This is a genomic window from Blautia sp. HCP3S3_B11 (genome assembly GCF_052064435.1).
Classification (GTDB): domain Bacteria; phylum Bacillota; class Clostridia; order Lachnospirales; family Lachnospiraceae; genus Blautia_A.
This window is the reverse complement of the sequence record NZ_JBQHVP010000007.1, coordinates 61,740-78,809: the sequence shown is the minus strand read 5'-3', so window position 1 is coordinate 78,809 and position 17,070 is coordinate 61,740. Positions and strand designations below refer to the sequence as shown.

Genomic DNA, 17,070 nt, shown 5'->3' with positions numbered 1-17,070 from the left:
GAAGTATAATGTGAGGGAAAGATTTTACGATATGAGGAGAATTTAATTATGAAGTACAATTCAGTATTAGATTTACATACACATACAATAGCCAGCGGTCATGCATATTGCTCATTGAGAGAGATGGCGAAGGCTGCTTCAGATAAAGGACTGGAACTTCTTGGGATTACGGAGCATGCGCCGAGTATGCCGGGGACCTGTCATAAGTTTTATTTTCATAATCTTAAGGTTGTGCCGAGAAAGATGTACGGGATTCAGTTGCTGCTTGGATCGGAGGTAAATATTCTGGATGCGCAGGGAACAGTGGACTTGGGACAGCATACGCTTTCAACTATGGATGTGGTAATTGCAAGTCTGCATACTCCGTGTATGAAGCCGGCGTCTAAGCTGGAGAATACGGAAGCCTATCTGAATGCGATGAAGAATCCATATGTGAATATCATTGGCCATCCGGATGACGGCAGATATGAGATTGATTATGAGGCATTGGTTCAGGGAGCGAAGGAGCATGGCAAGGTTCTGGAACTGAACAATCATTCCATGGATCCTGACTGTACCCGTGAGAATGCAGTAGAGAATGATACAGTGATGCTGAAGCTCTGCATGAAATATCAGGTTCCGGTTGTGATGGACAGTGATGCACATTTTGACTTGCTGATCGGGGAATTTGATATGGCGAGAGAGCTTCTTACGAAGCTGGATTTTCCGGAGGAACTGGTACTGAACCGTTCAGTGGATGCGATCAGGAAATATGTGAACCGTAAGTTCTAGTGAGGATTTTTGATGCGTAAAAGAGAAAAAACAAATCCGAAAAGCATAAAACGCGGGACAGTAGTCGTATTTCTTATTACGCTTGTTATTGTTATGGGAGTTACCTGGCTGCTCAATGAGAACCAGGTGAAGCGTGAGAAGCTTAAAGCGACTTATACAGCAGAGTCAACAGTAAGCCGTGTAGAGTCCCAGCTGAGCAAATATCTGGCAGAGTCAGATCTGGTGAAACGTGTCCTTGAGAAAGGGTACGATATAGATAGTGAGCAGTTCGATACGCTTGCAGGTCTGATGCAGGAGAATGAAGAGGTGATAGAGGCCAGGGAACTGGCGAAGGATGGTGTTGTAAGTCAGATTTATCCGATGGAAGGCAATGAAGCTGCCATGGGACTGGATATGCTGCGGCATCCGGACCGAAAGAAAGAAGCAAATCTGGCAAAGGAGAGCGGTAAATATACCATAGCCGGACCGTATGAGCTGATGCAGGGCGGAACGGGGGCACTGCTTTTTGACCCGGTTTATGTGACAGATGATGATGGAGAAAAGAAGTTCTGGGGATTTTCCATTCTGGTTATGAACTGGGATAATTTTATCCAACAGGTAGAACTGGATAAGCTGGAAGACGCAGGATATGCTTATCAGATTTGGAAGAAAGACCTGTATACAGGTGAGAAAATCGTGATCGATGAGAGCAAAAGTCAGAGATTTGGAAGTTCGCTGGAAGTGGCGTGCTCAGTGCCAAATGATACCTGGTATTTCGAAATCGTACCGGTAAATGGCTGGATTTCGGCTGCTCAGAGTATATTTGCGGTTATTATTGCTTTTGCAGTGGCGATACTGATGTTTGTCGGCTACTGGCAGTACAGTATGAGACAGTATAAAGATGTGCTTCATGAAGAAGAACTGGAGAAGTCAGTAAGGGAAGCACAGATGGCAAATGAGGCGAAAACACGTTTCCTTTTCAACATGAGCCACGATATCCGTACACCGATGAATGCGATCATAGGATTTGCGGATCTGCTGGAGAAACATCTGGATGACAGAGATAAGGCTGAGAATTATATAGGCAAGATCAAACATTCCAGTTCATTTTTGCTATCTCTGATCAATTATGTTCTGGAGATGGCAAGGATTGAGAGTGGAAAGGCGACGCTGAGGACAGAGGTAGGAAATATTGAGGAACTGACGACTGCCCTGAGTGATGTCTTTGAGCCGTCCATCGAGGAGAAGAATCTGGATTACGTATGTGAAACAGACATTGAGCACACGTATGTGCATTGTGACAGAACGAAACTCAGGGAAATCCTGCTGAATGTGATCAGTAATTCCATCAAGTATACGCCGGAGGGTGGAAAGGTTACTGTCAGAATTACGGAAGAGGGGATTTCCGAGAGGGCAGCAGAGAAACTTGCAGAGGATCACAGGGCTTATGCAAATGAAGGTGTTGCTCATTTTAAATTTGTAATAGAAGATACAGGTATCGGTATGAGTGAGGAATATCTGCCGCATATTTTTGAGGAATTTACCCGTGAGCATACCAGTACAGAGAGTAAGGTAGTCGGAACTGGTCTGGGACTTCCAATCGTGAAAGCTCTGGTTGATCTGATGGGTGGCACCATTGAGGTTACCAGCAAGACAGGAGTAGGGACAAAGACCGTGATCCTTCTGCCATTTGCTATTGCCGGAGAAGAACAGCAGGGGACAGAAGAGAAACAGGAGAACATCAGTGAACTACATCATTTGAAAGGACGACGGGTTCTGCTGGCAGAGGATAATGAACTGAATGCAGAGATCACAGTTACTTTGCTGGAAGAGGAAGGCATGAAAGTGGAATGGGCACAGGATGGTGTCAAATGTCTGGAACTTTTGCAGAAGATGCCTAAGGATTACTATGATCTGATCCTGATGGATATTCAGATGCCGAATATGAACGGCTATGAGGCTACGAGAAGAATCCGTGCTCTGTCCGGTACACGCAGTGCGATCCCAATCGTAGCAATGACTGCCAATGCTTTTGAGGAAGACAAAAAGAATGCATATCAGGCAGGAATGAATGGATATCTGTCGAAACCGATTGATCCGCAGAAGGTATTTGCGACTCTTGGAGAGGTTCTTTTGGCAAAATCCGAAAATCTCTGATTTCTTTACAGTTAAACGCTTGCTTCTTATGTTTTAACGTGGTAAAATATCACTGTTGGAAACAAAATACGGACATTATAAAGACATATGTCTGTCTAGTGAAGAATTGAAGAACAGAGTTCTAAAGGAGCAGGAAAATGAGTAAAAAGATCAGAACAGAGGCTGTGGATCAGCTTTTTGAAGCGATCCTTTGCCTGAAGGATAAAGAAGAATGCTATACTTTCTTTGAGGATGTATGCACAATCAATGAACTTCTTTCCTTATCACAGCGTTTTGAGGTTGCCAAGATGCTGATGGACAAGAGAACCTATCTGGACATTTCTGAGAAGACCGGAGCTTCCACTGCAACGATCAGTCGTGTGAATCGTTCATTAAATTATGGAAACGATGGTTATGAGATGGTATTCTCCAGGATGGAAGAGAAGGAAGCTAAGAGCGAATAAGATACAGATGATGAAAGGACAGGTGAGATTCACCTGTCCTTTTTTAATAACCTTACGTAACATCATAATATATGACAGAAAATCAATTGTAAGAAAGAATAGGGAATGATATAATCTGCCATGACAGAAAAACTGTTTTTATTTGTGCCATGCAGGCGCGAAAACAGAAAGTATATGACTGAATTCGTAAACTATACAGGTATATACAGTGTTACACTAAAAGAACAGTATAAGATAAAACAGGAGGAACAATATGCAGGCATTTGATTATTCGAAGGTAAAAGATCCGCAGTATTTCTGCGAGAACCGAATGGAAGCTCATTCAGATCACGTAAATTATAGAGATGTAAAAGAAATGCGGACTGCTATGCAGGAAGGAGCAGATACTTCTTTCCGACAGAGTCTGAATGGTTTATGGAAATTCCATTATGCCCGTAATTACAGAAGTACAATCCAGGGATTTGAGAAAGAGGATTACTGTTGTTATGACTGGGATGACATTCATGTACCGGCACATATTCAGATGGAAGGATATGATGCACCTCAGTATGCAAATGTCCAGTATCCGTGGGAAGGACATGAGGAAATTAACCCAGGTGAGATTCCGGATCGTTTTAATCCGGTGGCAAGTTATGTGAAATATTTTACAGTGTCGGAACAGATGAAAGGAAAACGACTGTTTATCTCTTTCCAGGGAGCAGAGAGCGGACTTGCGTTGTGGCTGAACGGAACATTCATTGGTTACAGCGAAGACTCTTTTACACCATCAGAGTTCGAATTAACTGATTATGTAAAAGAAGGTCAGAACAAGCTTGCAGCACAGGTATTCAAATGGACTTCCAGCAGCTGGTGTGAAGATCAGGACTTCTTCCGTTTCTCCGGAATTTACAGAGACGTATATCTCTACACAGTACCGGATACTCATGCCTATGATCTTCAGATCCGGGCCATTCCGGAAGAGAATCTGGATGTGGCAGATCTGGAAGTGAAAGTGAAAACATGGGGAAAGGGAAGTATCGTTTTCAGACTTGAAAAAGATGGAGAATGTGTACTGGAAGAAAGAAAAGTACTCATGGAAACTGGCTCTGAAACAGAAAATACGTCAGAGAATGTTCAGGAAGTTTATGTGCAGAAAACAAGATGCAGTAAAACGGTAGAACATAATTTTGCATGGAAAATTAATGATCCGAAATTATGGAGTGCAGAGGATCCGCAGCTCTATGATTTTACAATTGAACTTTATGACGAAGCAGGAACTCTTCAGGAAGTGATTCCGCAGAAAGTAGGTTTCCGCCGTTTCGAGATGAAGAACGGAATTATGACTTTGAATGGAAAACGTATCGTGTTCAAGGGAGTAAACCGTCATGAATTCAGCTCTGTCAGCGGCAGACATGTTTCAGAAGAGGAACTTCGTAAAGACCTCCGCACGATGAAACAGAACAACATCAATGCAATCCGTACCTGTCATTATCCGGATGCTTCGCTGATCTATCAGCTCTGCGATGAATATGGCATTTATATGATTGATGAGACAAATCTGGAATCTCATGGTTCCTGGGATGTGGCAGAGATCACAAAGGATTATACATACATTGTCCCGCACAACAAACCAGAGTGGCTTGATATGATGCTTGACCGTGCAAACTCCATGTATCAGAGAGACAAGAATCATCCGGCAATCCTGATCTGGTCCTGTGGAAACGAATCTTTTGGAGGCAAAGACATTTATGAAATGTCTCAGCTTTTCCGTAAGAACGACCCGACTCGTCTGGTACATTATGAGGGACTTTTCCATGATCGCAGCTATAATGATACCAGCGATATGGAAAGCCAGATGTATCCGTCAGTAGAAGCGATTAAGGAATTCCTTGCAAAAGATGACAGCAAGCCGTTTATCTGCTGTGAATATACTCACGCGATGGGAAATTCCTGCGGTGCCATGCACAAATATACAGATCTGACAGACACGGAACCGAAATATCAGGGCGGATTTATCTGGGATTATATTGACCAGTCTATTTACAAAAAAGACCGCTATGGAAAAGAATTCCAGGCATATGGCGGCGATTTTGGAGAACGCCCGACAGACTATAACTTCAGTGGTAATGGAATTGCATATGGCGGTGACCGCGAAGCTTCTCCGAAGATGCAGGAAGTGAAATTTAACTATCAGAATATCACAGCAGAGGTAACTGCTGATACTGTAAAAGTTATTAACAAGAACCTTTTTGTGAACACAGATACTTTCGATTGTAAAGTAACACTTGCAAAGAACGGAAAAGTAATCCGCACAGAGACTCTGGAAACAGCAGTAGAGCCGTTAAGTGAAAAAGAATACAAACTTCCATTTGGAAAAGCAGAAGTAGCGGGGGAATATGCAGTCACCGTTTCTTTTCATTTGAAAGAGGAAAAAGTATGGGCACCTGCAGGTCATGAGATTGCATTTGGACAGTATGTATATCAGGTTGAAGAAACTGTTGCAGCAAAACTTCCTCAGAAGCCACAGATCATCCGAAGCACACACAATATCGGTGTCCGCGGAGAGCATTTTGAGGCGATGTTTTCCGTTCTCAATGGCGGTCTTGTTTCCTACAAATACGCAGGCAAAGAGATGCTCGAAACTATCCCGAAACCAAACTTCTGGCGTGCACCTACAGACAATGACTGTGGAAATCTCATGCAGATGCGCTACGCACAGTGGAAAATTGCCAGTATGTATTTAAGCCACAAAGAATACAGAAAAGGTGCATATGGTCCATCCAATTTACCACAGGCAGAAGAAACAGAAACTTCTGTAAAAATAACATTCACCTATCTGATGCCAACCACACCAGCCAGTGAATGCCAGCTCACCTACGAAGTATTCGGAGATGGAAAAGTAAAAACAACGTTAACTTATGACCCTGTAAAAGAACTCGGTGATATGCCGGAATTTGGCGTAATCTTCAAATTCAACGCAGACTATGACCATGTACAGTGGTACGGACGGGGCGAAGCCGAAACCTATGCAGACCGCAAAAAAGGTGCAAAACTCGGCATTTACCAGAACCTTGTTGAGGATAACGTGGCAAAATACATGGTTCCGCAGGAATGCGGTGCAAAAGAAGAAGTACGCTGGGCGTCCATCACAGACCGTAAAGGCAGAGGAATCCTCTTTGAGATGGACAAAGAACCAATGATGTTCTCTGCACTTCCATATACTCCGCACGAGATGGAAAACGCCATGCACCCATACGAACTCCCGCAGATCCACTACACTGTGATCCGTGTAGCCAAAGGCCAGATGGGAATCGGCGGCGACGACAGCTGGGGCGCATACACCCATCCGGAATATCTGCTGGATGCAGAAGGAAAGATGGAATTTTCCTTTAGTTTTAAAGGAATATAATAAAATGTGATTAATGAAAAGTCGTTTTCAGTTAAAAAACTGGGAATGGCTTTTTCTTTTTTTATAAAAAGATTATAAACTTATAGGAAATACTGGAAAAACAGACCATATTGTGCTAATATCAACTTAAGCATTTTATTTCTATTATCTGTTCAGGTATAAAAGCCTGTCTATATGCATTTCTGCCATTCAGGCAATCAGCAGGAAATCTCAATGCTTACTATCACAATTAAAAAGCAGGGAGATTTCAGAGAGCAGATTTGCATAGTGATTTCTCCCGGTTCGCAGGAGGAATCATCATATGGGAAAAAAGGATACTCTTACGAAAGATTACATGAAGAATGCACAGGTATTCGCAGATGCATTCAATCATTTGATTTACCAGGGAAAAAAGAAAATAAATCCCGAGATGCTACATACAGTAGATACGACAGCATTATCTGTGCTGTATGGGAAAGATGAAAAAAGAAAGATTCCGTATCCAGTCCAGAAATACAGAGATGAATTAAAACTTCTTCACACAATGGAAGACGGTCAGGCGGTTTATGTTTTGCTGGGAGTGGAGAATCAGTCAGAGGTGCATTATGCAATGCCTGTAAAAGACATGGTATACGATGCACTGGAATATGCTTCACAGATAGATGAGACTGCCAGAAAACATCGAAGAGAAGGCACGAAAGGGACAGTAGGGGAATATCTGTCAGGATTCTATAAAGATGATATATTGATTCCGGTTGTCACATTGGTGATTTATTTTGGTGCTGATGAGTGGGACGGTCCAAGAAGGTTGCATGAGATGTTTGAAGTTACAGATGAGAAGTTATTGTCTATGGTACCGGATTATAAGATTAATCTAATCGTACCAGCAGAGATGAACGATGAAGATTTTGAACATTTTACGACAGATTTAAGAGAAGTTTTATTATTTTTAAAATATTTGAGAGATAAAAAGAAACTTCAGGAGATTATAGAAAATAATCCAGGATTTCATGAGATGGAAACCAAGACAGTGATGATGTTAAAAGAGGTTACAAATGTGAATTTAAATGTGGATGAAAGAAAGGAGAAGCAGAATATGCGAACAGCTATTGATGACATAAGAGAAGAGGCGGAATTGCTGGGGGAGGCAAGAGGAGAAACAAAAGGACAGAAAAGTTTAATTGACAGAGCGTTAAGAAATGGAAAAAGTGAACAGGAAATAGCCGCTTTTTTCAATATGCCGCTAGAAGAGATGCAGAAGCTTCAGGAAGCTAATGAAACAGAGTAAATGTTTAGGATGATGAATTCTCTTGGGAATCAAAGTTTCAATAACTATCCACCGTAATAAAAGAAAATACAAAGAACTTTTATTGAAAATAAATCCTCTGGGATGTATGATTACAGGGAACAGTTATAGTTACTGAGCATGAAATGGACAGTAAATAATGATATCATACATAAGGAGGATTTATTTGTGTATCAGGCAGACGAAAAACGTTATGAAACAATGAAATACCACCGCTGTGGTGCCAGTGGGCTGATGCTGCCGGAGTTATCTCTGGGTTTATGGCATAATTTCGGGGATACCGGTGTTTATGAGAATATGAAGCAGATGTGCTTCACAGCATTTGACAATGGAATCACTCATTTTGACCTTGCAAACAACTATGGTCCACAGCCTGGAAGTGCTGAGGAAAATTTTGGAAAAATCCTGAGAGAGGAATTTTCTGCATACAGAGATGAGCTGATTATCAGCACAAAGGCAGGCTATGATATGTGGCCGGGACCTTACGGAAACTGGGGCAGTCGAAAGTATCTGATCGCCAGTCTTGACCAGAGCCTGAAACGTCTTGGTCTGGATTATGTAGATATCTTCTATCATCACAGAATGGATCCGGAGACTCCTCTTGAGGAGACCATGGAGGCTCTGGCACAGATTGTCAGAAGCGGAAAGGCATTGTATGTTGGAATTTCCAACTATGATGGTGAGACAATGAAACGCGCCGCAGATATTCTGGAGGAACTGCACTGTCCGTTTATCATTAATCAGAATTCGTATAATATTTTTAACAGAACGATTGAGAAAAATGGTCTGAAACAGGCAGCAGCAGAGAGGAGAAAGGGAATTATTTCTTTCAGTCCTCTGGCGCAGGGAATGCTCACAGACCGATACCTGAATGGAATCCCAAAAGACAGCCGTGTCAACACAGACGGACGTTTTCTCCATGCAGACCAGTTCAGTGAGGAACGTCTTAACAGTATCCGCAGTCTGAATGCAATTGCAGCAGAGAGAGGCGAAAGTCTTGCTCAGATGGCACTGAAATGGATTCTCCGCGACGGAATCGTAACCAGCGTTCTCATCGGGGCATCCCGTCCACAGCAGATCCTTGAGAATCTGAAAGTGCTGGACAGTGCATCCTTCAGTGAAGAGGAATTAAAGAAGATAGATGAGTGTTCACTGGCCTTATGATATAGCCGGGAGTTAATGGTTGTTTATAAAACAGGAGAGCAGACTACATATTATGGAAGATTCATATGTCTTACAATTACAGGAACCAAAATTCAGAGAATTTTATCTAAGCTACAGCGGCTACGCACAATGCGGGCCGCTGCATTGCTATGGTCCGGCATCCCGTCCACATTATCTGATCCATTTTGTAGTGAAAGGAAAAGGAATGTATCAGGTGTCCGGACAAAAACATTATCTTACTGCCGGACAGGGGTTTCTGATCGAGCCGGGCACACAGACTTTCTATCAGGCAGATAAAGATGATCCCTGGAGTTATCTTTGGATTGGAGTAGGCGGCACCAATGCAGGAAAATATATTCGGGATATCGGATTAAACAGCGAGCAGTTGATCTTCCGCTCGGAAAGTGGAGAAGAGTTAAAGAAAATTGTGCTGGATATTCTGAAACATACAGAAAGTACCACCTCAAATCTGTATTATCTGCAGGGACGATTATATGATTTCTTTTCAGTTCTTACAAAAGATGTGGTGATTGATACTTATCTGGGTAATTCAAAAGAAAAAAAATATAGAAGCGAAAGCAAGTATGGAGCATATATCAAAGAAGCTATGGCATTTATAAAAAATGAATATGCCTGTGGAATCGGAGTACAGGAACTGGCAGAGCATTTAAATGTTAACCGCAGTTATCTGTACACGATCTTTATGAATGAACTTCATATTTCACCAAAGGACTTTCTGCAGAAATACCGTATTACAAGGGCAAGGGAATTGCTGGCTCTTACGGAATTGTCTGTAGAATCAATTGGAAAATCCTGTGGCTATGGAAATGCAGAACGATTTGCCAGGGCATTCAAACATGAAACAGGACTGACACCAACGCAGTTTCGCAGGCAGGACAGAAGTAAAAACCGCAGAAACCTGGAAGTGTCAGAGGATGGGCTGGAACAGCTGATCAACAGTTAACATTTTAAAGGTTCAGACAAACATAATGCCATAACGCCTCAGAATAACTTTCTCTATAATAATGTATATGATATCAGCACAGCCGCGGAGCAATCCGTGATATCAAGTTAGGGTCAAAAAAACTTTTGACCCTGACATCATGCATATTGAATCTATTATAAAAAGGGGACAGTTATGAGTATTATTTTTCATGAAAGTTCAAACACATTCCATTTATACAACAGTGACATCAGTTATATTATGTGTGTGCTTCCAAATGGACATCTTGGAAATCTCTATTTTGGGAAAAGAATCCATGACAGAGAAGATTTTTCACATCTTCTTGAGATGAAGCAGAGACCAATGACAGCCTGTGTTTATGAGGGAAACCGCAAATTTTCGCTGGAGCATCTGAAACTGGAATATCCGGTGTATGGCAGTTCTGATTACCGTTATCCGGCAGTGGAGATCCTTCAGGAAAACGGCAGCAGGATTTCTGATTTTACTTATGTAAGTTATACAATTGCAGATGGAAAACCAAAACTTCAGGGACTTCCGGCTACATATACTGAGAAAGACGAAGAAGCCCAGACCTTATGTGTAAAATTGAAAGATGAAGTAACAGGAATTGTATTGGAATTGCTTTATACTATTTTTACACAGAGGGGAATCATCACCAGAAGTGCCAGATTTACAAACGAGGGTACATCATCAGTACATCTGTTAAATGCAATGAGCCTCAGTCTTGATCTGCCGGACAAGGATTATGTGTGGATGCAGTTTTCAGGTGCATGGTCCAGAGAACGTCATGTGAAAGAGCGCAGATTAGAGCAGGGAATCCAGTCTGTGGGAAGCATCAGAGGAAATTCTTCCCATGAACATAATCCCTTTATTGTGCTCCGACGTCCGTCGGCAACAGAAAATGCAGGAGAAGTGATGGGATTCAGCCTGATCTACAGCGGAAATCACAGAATGCAGGCAGAGGTGGATACTCATGATACAACCCGTATCACTGTGGGAATCAATCCGCAGAATTTTGACTGGAAGCTGGACTGTGGTGAGAGCTTTCAGACTCCGGAAGCAGTAGTGGTATTTTCTGATAAGGGTCTGAATGGAATGAGCCAGACCTTCCATAAATTATATCAGAAGAGACTGGCAAGAGGTTACTGGAGAGACCGTCCCAGGCCAATCCTTAACAATAACTGGGAAGCTACTTATTTTGATTTTACAGAGGACCGTCTGGTGGAAATTGCTGCAAAGGCAAAGGAATGTGGTGTTGAATTATTTGTGCTGGATGACGGATGGTTCGGTGCACGAAGCAACGATTATGCAGGACTTGGTGACTGGGTGGCAAACAGAGAGCGTCTTCCGCAGGGAATCAAGGGAATCGCAGACAGGATTGAAGAGATGGGTATGAAATTTGGTCTGTGGTTTGAGCCGGAGATGGTGAATAAGGATTCCGACCTTTACCGTGCACATCCGGACTGGATCCTGCAGACACCCCAGAGGCATTCCTGTCATGGCAGAAATCAGTATGTGCTGGACTTCTCCAGAAAAGAAGTGGTGGACTGTATTTATGAGATGATGTACAAAATCCTCTCAGAAGCAAAGGTTTCCTACATCAAATGGGATATGAACAGAAGTATTACGGAATGTTATTCAGCTGCACTTCCTGCAGACCGTCAGGGAGAAGTGTTCCACAGATATATTCTCGGAGTTTATGATCTGTATGAGCGGTTAAATACTGCATTTCCGCAGATTCTCTTTGAGTCCTGCGCAAGCGGTGGCGGACGTTTTGATCCGGGAATCCTTTATTATGCGCCACAGGGATGGACCAGTGATGATACAGATGCGGCAGAGCGTGTGAAAATCCAGTACGGCACAAGCATGTGTTATCCGGTAAGCTCCATGGGAAGTCATGTTTCTGTAGTACCAAACCATCAGTTAAACCGCAAAACTCCATTACATACAAGAGCAAATGTAGCATATTTTGGAACTTTCGGATATGAGCTGGATCTGAATAAACTGTCTGATGAGGAAATCAGTGAAGTAAAACAGCAGATTACCTTTATGAAAGAATACAGAGAACTGATCCAGTTTGGAACTTTTTACAGACTGAAAAGTCCTTTTGAGGGCAATGAAACAGCGTGGATGATAGTCAGTGAGGACAAAAAAACAGCGCTGGTATTCTGGTACAGGGAAAGAAATGTAGTAAACGCAGATTTTACCAGAGTGCGGCTTCAGGGACTGGATCCGGATCTTATCTACAGAAATGAGTATAATGAAACAGAAAACTACGGGGATGAGCTGATGAATCTGGGACTGCTCACCACAGACTGTACAGCAGGTGAACCTACAAGTGAAGACGAACCATGCACAGACTATGAGTCCAGAATTTATGTTTTAACTGCAAAATAATAACCGAATCAGGTAAGCTCCTTATGGAGGTTGCGAAAAGCAATAGACAGAAATAAAAAATCAACAAAAAGCAGGCAGAACGATCACACGGGATCGTCTACCTGCTTTTCGCTAAATTTATCCATCATTTCTTTATGAGTCTTATAATTCTTCGGACTCATTCCAAACTTCTTCTTAAAAGCTTTTGAAAAAACAAGCTGGTCTTCATAGCCCACATTATTAGCAATCTCTTTAACAGACAGACTGGTGCTGACCAGAAGACTGGCTGCTTTATGCATCTTATAATCAATGAGGAAGGTCTGTGCGGACATTCCAAGCTCTTTCTGAAAGGAACTGTTCAGATAGGCACGGCTGATTCCGATATTATCTGCAATATCAGAAATCCCGATTCCCTTTTGATACATATCTTTAATATATTCAATGGCAAGCTCCACGTAGACACTGGTGCTGTAGGCATATTTGGCATTTTTTTTGTTCTGTGCAGACTGCTTTTCATGAAAGCCGGCAAGCTCGGCTAACAACAGGATCAGATAAGCCTGGCGCCTTAGATCATTGGCTTTGGAAAGCTGCTTATGATTCAGCATATAATCGATGTGTTTCAGGATTATTTTCTGATCCGGTGCAGGAAGAACCAATTGATTTTTGGAAAATCCACATTCTTTTACCATTGAGTGAGCTCGGATTCCGCGAAAACCAATCCAGGCATAAGTCCAGGGATTGGTTTCATCAGCACCGTATGTGACTGGTTCATTTGGATAAATTACAAACATCTGTCCGGGAGTAAGGCTCCAGGTCTGACCTCCGGCAGAATAGAATCCGGTACCGTCCAGCACAAAATGGATGATGAACTCATCTCTTGGCATGGAACAGATATGTCCGGGCGGGCAGTGTTCTTTGCCCGTATGGATCAGACTGATATCAAGGGAGCCCTCTTTCAGGTTTTCAAGACAGCGGAAAGTAGCGCTGTCCGTATATTTTACATTTGGCATTTGCGCAATTCCTTTTTCTATTTTCTTTGATACAGATATTGTTGATATAAAGACATAAGGACTGATATCCTGCAAATACGCATAAATTCAAGTCGCTGTTGACATTTTACCATAAATTCAGCGATTTTTCCATAACGATTATGACATAATTTCATTTCATTAGTCTATTTAAAAAAATAGACAAAAACGTATAATAAGAATCACAAGGAACACGTCGAAACGACGAATAAAGGAGGATGTATATGAGAAAAAACATGAAAAAACTCACAGTCGCAACAGTGATCGGTGCTATGACAGTTACTGCACTTGCACCAGTAAGCGCACAGGCGAAAGACAAAACTCTGACAGTTGCAATCTGGGATAACGGACAGAAAGCCGGACTTCAGGAAATCATGGATGAGTTTACAAAAGAGACCGGAATCAAAACTGAACTTCAGGTAGTAGAGTGGAGCAGCTACTGGACACTTCTTGAAGCAGGTGCATCAGGCGGAGACATGCCGGACGTATTCTGGATGCATTCCAACGAAGCAGTAAGATATATGTCCAATGATATCTTACTTGATCTGACAGACAAGGTTGCAGACAGCGATAAACTGGAAATGGACAAATTCCCGGAAGATATCAAAGAAATGTATCAGTGGGACGGAAAAACATACGCAGTACCGAAGGATATCGACACAATCGCTATGTGGTATAACAAAGATATGTTTGATGAAGCAGGAATCGACTATCCGGACGGAAGCTGGACATGGGATGAATTCTATGATATCGCAGAGAAACTTACAAAAGAAGACGGAAGCCAGTATGGTTTCGCAGCAAACCCGTCTAACGAGCAGGATACATGGATGAATATTATCTACTCCATGGGCGGATGTGTACTGACAGATGATAACAAATCCGGTTTTGATGATCCTAATACTATCAAGGCAATGGAATTCGTTGACAAATGCGTTAAAAATGTAATGCCTCCTGCATCTACAATGTCCGAAACAGGTACAGACGTACTCTTCGGATCTGGTAAAGTAGCTATGATCTCTCAGGGATCCTGGATGGTATCTGGTTTCAAAGACAACGATTATATCAAAGAACACTGTGATGTAGCAAGACTTCCGAAAGACGCTGAGACAGGCAGAAGCGTATCTCTTTACAATGGTCTTGGATGGGCTGCTTCTGCAAACACAGATATGCCGGACGAAGCTTTCCAGCTTATTGAGTGGTTCGGTACAAAAGACATGCAGCAGAAACAGGCTGACCTTGGTGTAACAATGGCAGCTTACGAAGGAATGTCCGATGGATGGGTTAACAGTGTTGACTGCTTCAACTTACAGCCATACATGGATGCAATGGATGACATCGTATTCAGACCACACACAAATGCAACACTTGCATGGTGGAACCCAATGTGTGAAGAACTGAAGAAACCATGGAATGATGAGGAAAGCATGGATGATGCATGCAAGAACATCGTTACTATTATGAATGATGCCATTGCAGAAGAGTCCTATTAATTAATGTTTAACAAAACCATTCATAAAAAATAAGAAACAGAAAAGCTGCCGCAGAAAAGATTCCGATCATGTGATAACCGCAGAAGTCACAACAGGTATGCAGATATGCGGCAGTTTTCCATTCAAATCAGCAACAAAATTTTATGATAAGAAGGAGTGAGAGCCGTGGCAAATCCAAAAAAAGGTACCAGTCAGGCGCGGAATGAATTCATCTGGGGATGGGCGTTCATTCTTCCTACAATGCTTGGTCTGATCATTTTAAATATCTATCCGATTTTTAAGACCATTTATGAGAGCTTTTTCAAGACCGGAGATTTCGGTAAGGGAAATATCTTCATTGGTTTTGACAACTATGTAAAGCTGTTCCACGATGCGGAAGTCTGGCAGGCATTATTAAATACATTTAAATATGCCATTGTGGAAGTTCCGTTTTCCATTGCCATCGCACTGGTACTGGCAGTTTTATTAAACCGTAAAATGAAAGGCCGTGCTGTTTACAGAACTATTTTTTTCCTGCCTATGGTTGCCGCTCCGGCTGCGATCGCCATGGTATGGAGATGGCTGTTTAACTCAGAATTTGGTCTTCTCAACCATATTTTCCATACAAAAATCAACTGGATCTCTGATCCGAAGATTGCAGTTTATGCGATCGCAGTGATCGGTGTATGGTCCATCATTGGTTACAATATGGTTCTTTTCCTGTCCGGTTTGCAGGAAATCCCAAGAGATTATTATGAAGCAGCAAGCATTGACGGAGCAACTGGTGTGAAACAGTTCTTCCATATTACAATCCCGCTGCTTTCACCGACCATCTTCTTTGTAATGGTTACCCGTGTTATCGGCGCCATGCAGGTATTTGACCTGATCTTTATGGTTATGGACAGAAACAATCCTGCACTTTACAAAACACAGTCACTTGTTTACCTGTTCTACCAGAATTCCTTTGTACAGAATAACAAAGGCTATGGTTCAACAATCGTCGTACTTCTTCTGGTTGTGATTATGATCATGACAGTATTCCAGAACATTGCGCAGAAGAAGTGGGTTCACTATAATTAAGGAGGGATAATTATGTCAGCAAGAGATAAAGCAAACAGAGTTCTGATCCATGTTATCCTGATACTGGTATCTATTACCATGCTGGTTCCTTTCTTATGGATGATCCTGACAGCTTTCAAAACTATGACAGAGGCAACCTCTGTCAACCCGTTCGTAATCCTCCCGTCTACATGGAGATGGGACAGCTTTAAAGAAGTCATTGAAAATATGGATTTCTTACATCTGTATATCAATACATTGCTTCTGATCCTGGGTCGTGTTGTATGCGCGGTTCTGACAGCAACACTGGCAGGCTATGCATTTGGACGTCTGAACTTCAGGGGGAAAAACCTGATGTTCTCTCTGGTACTTTTCCAGATGATGGTTCCTGGACAGATCTTCATTATCCCACAGTACTTAATGGTAAGTAAAATGGGAATGCTCAATACCATTTTTGCCCTGGTATTTCCCGGTATTGTTACTGCATTTGGTACATTCCTCCTCAAACAGGCTTATATGGGACTTCCAAAAGATCTGGAAGAGGCTGCACGTCTTGATGGATGTAACATCGGTCAGACCTTCCTGTTCATCATGGCTCCTCTGACACGTTCTTCCATGGTGGCACTGGGAATCTTCACAGCAGTATTTGCATACAAAGACCTGATGTGGCCTCTGATCTGTAACAAGGATGTAATGCCTCTGTCAGCAGCACTTGCAAAAATGCAGGGACAGTACACCAACAATTATCCGCAGCTGATGGCGGCATCTCTGCTTGCATGTATCCCGATGATCGTACTGTATCTGATTTTCCAGAAACAGTTCATCGAAGGTATTGCAACATCCGGCGGTAAGCTGTAATAAATAATCAATGTTAAGTATTAAGTAAAAATTCAGGTGCTCAGACAGATTTCTCCTTTGACCTGAGCAGTACAGGCAGGCTTTGTTATAAAATTAGAACGGGTATAACAGGGCTTGCCTGAAACTGGA

At 42.3% G+C, this 17,070-nt stretch carries 12 protein-coding genes; 11 read left to right on the top strand and 1 reads right to left on the bottom strand.

Annotated features, from left to right (window positions below):
• The first annotated feature begins 48 nt into the window (after positions 1-48).
• The 8 genes from ACTNC0_RS06940 (at position 49) to ACTNC0_RS06905 (ending at position 12,548) form a co-directional block, all read left to right on the top strand.
• Entirely contained in the window at positions 49-771 is a 723-nt protein-coding gene (locus ACTNC0_RS06940) for a phosphatase (protein ID WP_300336120.1), read from the top strand.
• A 12-nt stretch (positions 772-783) separates the two neighbouring features.
• Positions 784-2,907, top strand: coding sequence for a response regulator (locus ACTNC0_RS06935; protein ID WP_320812869.1), 2,124 nt, complete (start codon positions 784-786; stop codon positions 2,905-2,907).
• Between the two features lie 137 nt (positions 2,908-3,044).
• Positions 3,045-3,350 carry a YerC/YecD family TrpR-related protein gene (locus tag ACTNC0_RS06930; RefSeq protein WP_291806183.1) on the top strand — a complete coding sequence of 102 codons (306 nt, stop codon included), beginning with the start codon at positions 3,045-3,047 and terminating at the stop codon, positions 3,348-3,350.
• Positions 3,351-3,603: 253 nt separating this feature from the next.
• Complete coding sequence (locus ACTNC0_RS06925; protein ID WP_441086834.1) at positions 3,604-6,738, top strand: glycoside hydrolase family 2 TIM barrel-domain containing protein; 3,135 nt, start codon at positions 3,604-3,606, stop codon at positions 6,736-6,738.
• 301 nt (positions 6,739-7,039) lie between these two features.
• On the top strand, positions 7,040-8,005 hold the full coding sequence (locus tag ACTNC0_RS06920; protein ID WP_291817420.1) for an Rpn family recombination-promoting nuclease/putative transposase: 966 nt from the start codon (positions 7,040-7,042) through the stop codon (positions 8,003-8,005).
• 186 nt (positions 8,006-8,191) lie between these two features.
• Positions 8,192-9,187 (top strand): L-glyceraldehyde 3-phosphate reductase, encoded by a 996-nt coding sequence (gene mgrA, locus ACTNC0_RS06915; RefSeq protein WP_441034646.1) that lies wholly within the window; start codon positions 8,192-8,194, stop codon positions 9,185-9,187.
• Positions 9,188-9,239: 52 nt separating this feature from the next.
• Complete coding sequence (locus ACTNC0_RS06910; RefSeq protein WP_291817416.1) at positions 9,240-10,151, top strand: AraC family transcriptional regulator; 912 nt, start codon at positions 9,240-9,242, stop codon at positions 10,149-10,151.
• Between the two features lie 174 nt (positions 10,152-10,325).
• On the top strand, positions 10,326-12,548 hold the full coding sequence (locus ACTNC0_RS06905) for an alpha-galactosidase (RefSeq protein WP_441086833.1): 2,223 nt from the start codon (positions 10,326-10,328) through the stop codon (positions 12,546-12,548).
• Positions 12,549-12,631: 83 nt separating this feature from the next.
• On the opposite strand, the gene ACTNC0_RS06900 is transcribed toward ACTNC0_RS06905, so the two are convergent.
• Positions 12,632-13,537, bottom strand: coding sequence for an AraC family transcriptional regulator (locus ACTNC0_RS06900; protein WP_291806164.1), 906 nt, complete (start codon positions 13,535-13,537; stop codon positions 12,632-12,634).
• A gap of 242 nt (positions 13,538-13,779) precedes the next feature.
• Here ACTNC0_RS06900 and ACTNC0_RS06895 point away from each other — a divergent pair, with 242 nt between their 5' ends.
• From ACTNC0_RS06895 to ACTNC0_RS06885, 3 genes are all read left to right on the top strand, one after another.
• Positions 13,780-15,045, top strand: coding sequence for an ABC transporter substrate-binding protein (locus ACTNC0_RS06895; protein ID WP_055199752.1), 1,266 nt, complete (start codon positions 13,780-13,782; stop codon positions 15,043-15,045).
• A gap of 165 nt (positions 15,046-15,210) precedes the next feature.
• A complete protein-coding gene (locus ACTNC0_RS06890; RefSeq protein WP_055199751.1) occupies positions 15,211-16,104 on the top strand; it encodes a carbohydrate ABC transporter permease in 894 nt (297 codons plus the stop codon).
• A gap of 12 nt (positions 16,105-16,116) precedes the next feature.
• A complete protein-coding gene (locus tag ACTNC0_RS06885) occupies positions 16,117-16,941 on the top strand; it encodes a carbohydrate ABC transporter permease (protein ID WP_055199750.1) in 825 nt (274 codons plus the stop codon).
• Positions 16,942-17,070: the final 129 nt, after the last annotated feature.

What these genes read in the sequence shown, in the direction of transcription:
- ACTNC0_RS06935 (WP_320812869.1), top strand. Translation starts at nt 784, where the DNA reads ATGCGTAAAAGAGAAAAAACAAATCCGAAAAGCATAAAACGCGGGACA.
- ACTNC0_RS06925 (WP_441086834.1), top strand. Translation starts at nt 3,604, where the DNA reads ATGCAGGCATTTGATTATTCGAAGGTAAAAGATCCGCAGTATTTCTGC.
- ACTNC0_RS06900 (WP_291806164.1), bottom strand. Translation starts at nt 13,537, where the DNA reads ATGCCAAATGTAAAATATACGGACAGCGCTACTTTCCGCTGTCTTGAA.
- ACTNC0_RS06895 (WP_055199752.1), top strand. Translation starts at nt 13,780, where the DNA reads ATGAGAAAAAACATGAAAAAACTCACAGTCGCAACAGTGATCGGTGCT.
- ACTNC0_RS06905 (WP_441086833.1), top strand. Translation starts at nt 10,326, where the DNA reads ATGAGTATTATTTTTCATGAAAGTTCAAACACATTCCATTTATACAAC.
- ACTNC0_RS06930 (WP_291806183.1), top strand. Translation starts at nt 3,045, where the DNA reads ATGAGTAAAAAGATCAGAACAGAGGCTGTGGATCAGCTTTTTGAAGCG.
- ACTNC0_RS06910 (WP_291817416.1), top strand. Translation starts at nt 9,240, where the DNA reads ATGGAAGATTCATATGTCTTACAATTACAGGAACCAAAATTCAGAGAA.
- ACTNC0_RS06940 (WP_300336120.1), top strand. Translation starts at nt 49, where the DNA reads ATGAAGTACAATTCAGTATTAGATTTACATACACATACAATAGCCAGC.
- ACTNC0_RS06885 (WP_055199750.1), top strand. Translation starts at nt 16,117, where the DNA reads ATGTCAGCAAGAGATAAAGCAAACAGAGTTCTGATCCATGTTATCCTG.
- ACTNC0_RS06920 (WP_291817420.1), top strand. Translation starts at nt 7,040, where the DNA reads ATGGGAAAAAAGGATACTCTTACGAAAGATTACATGAAGAATGCACAG.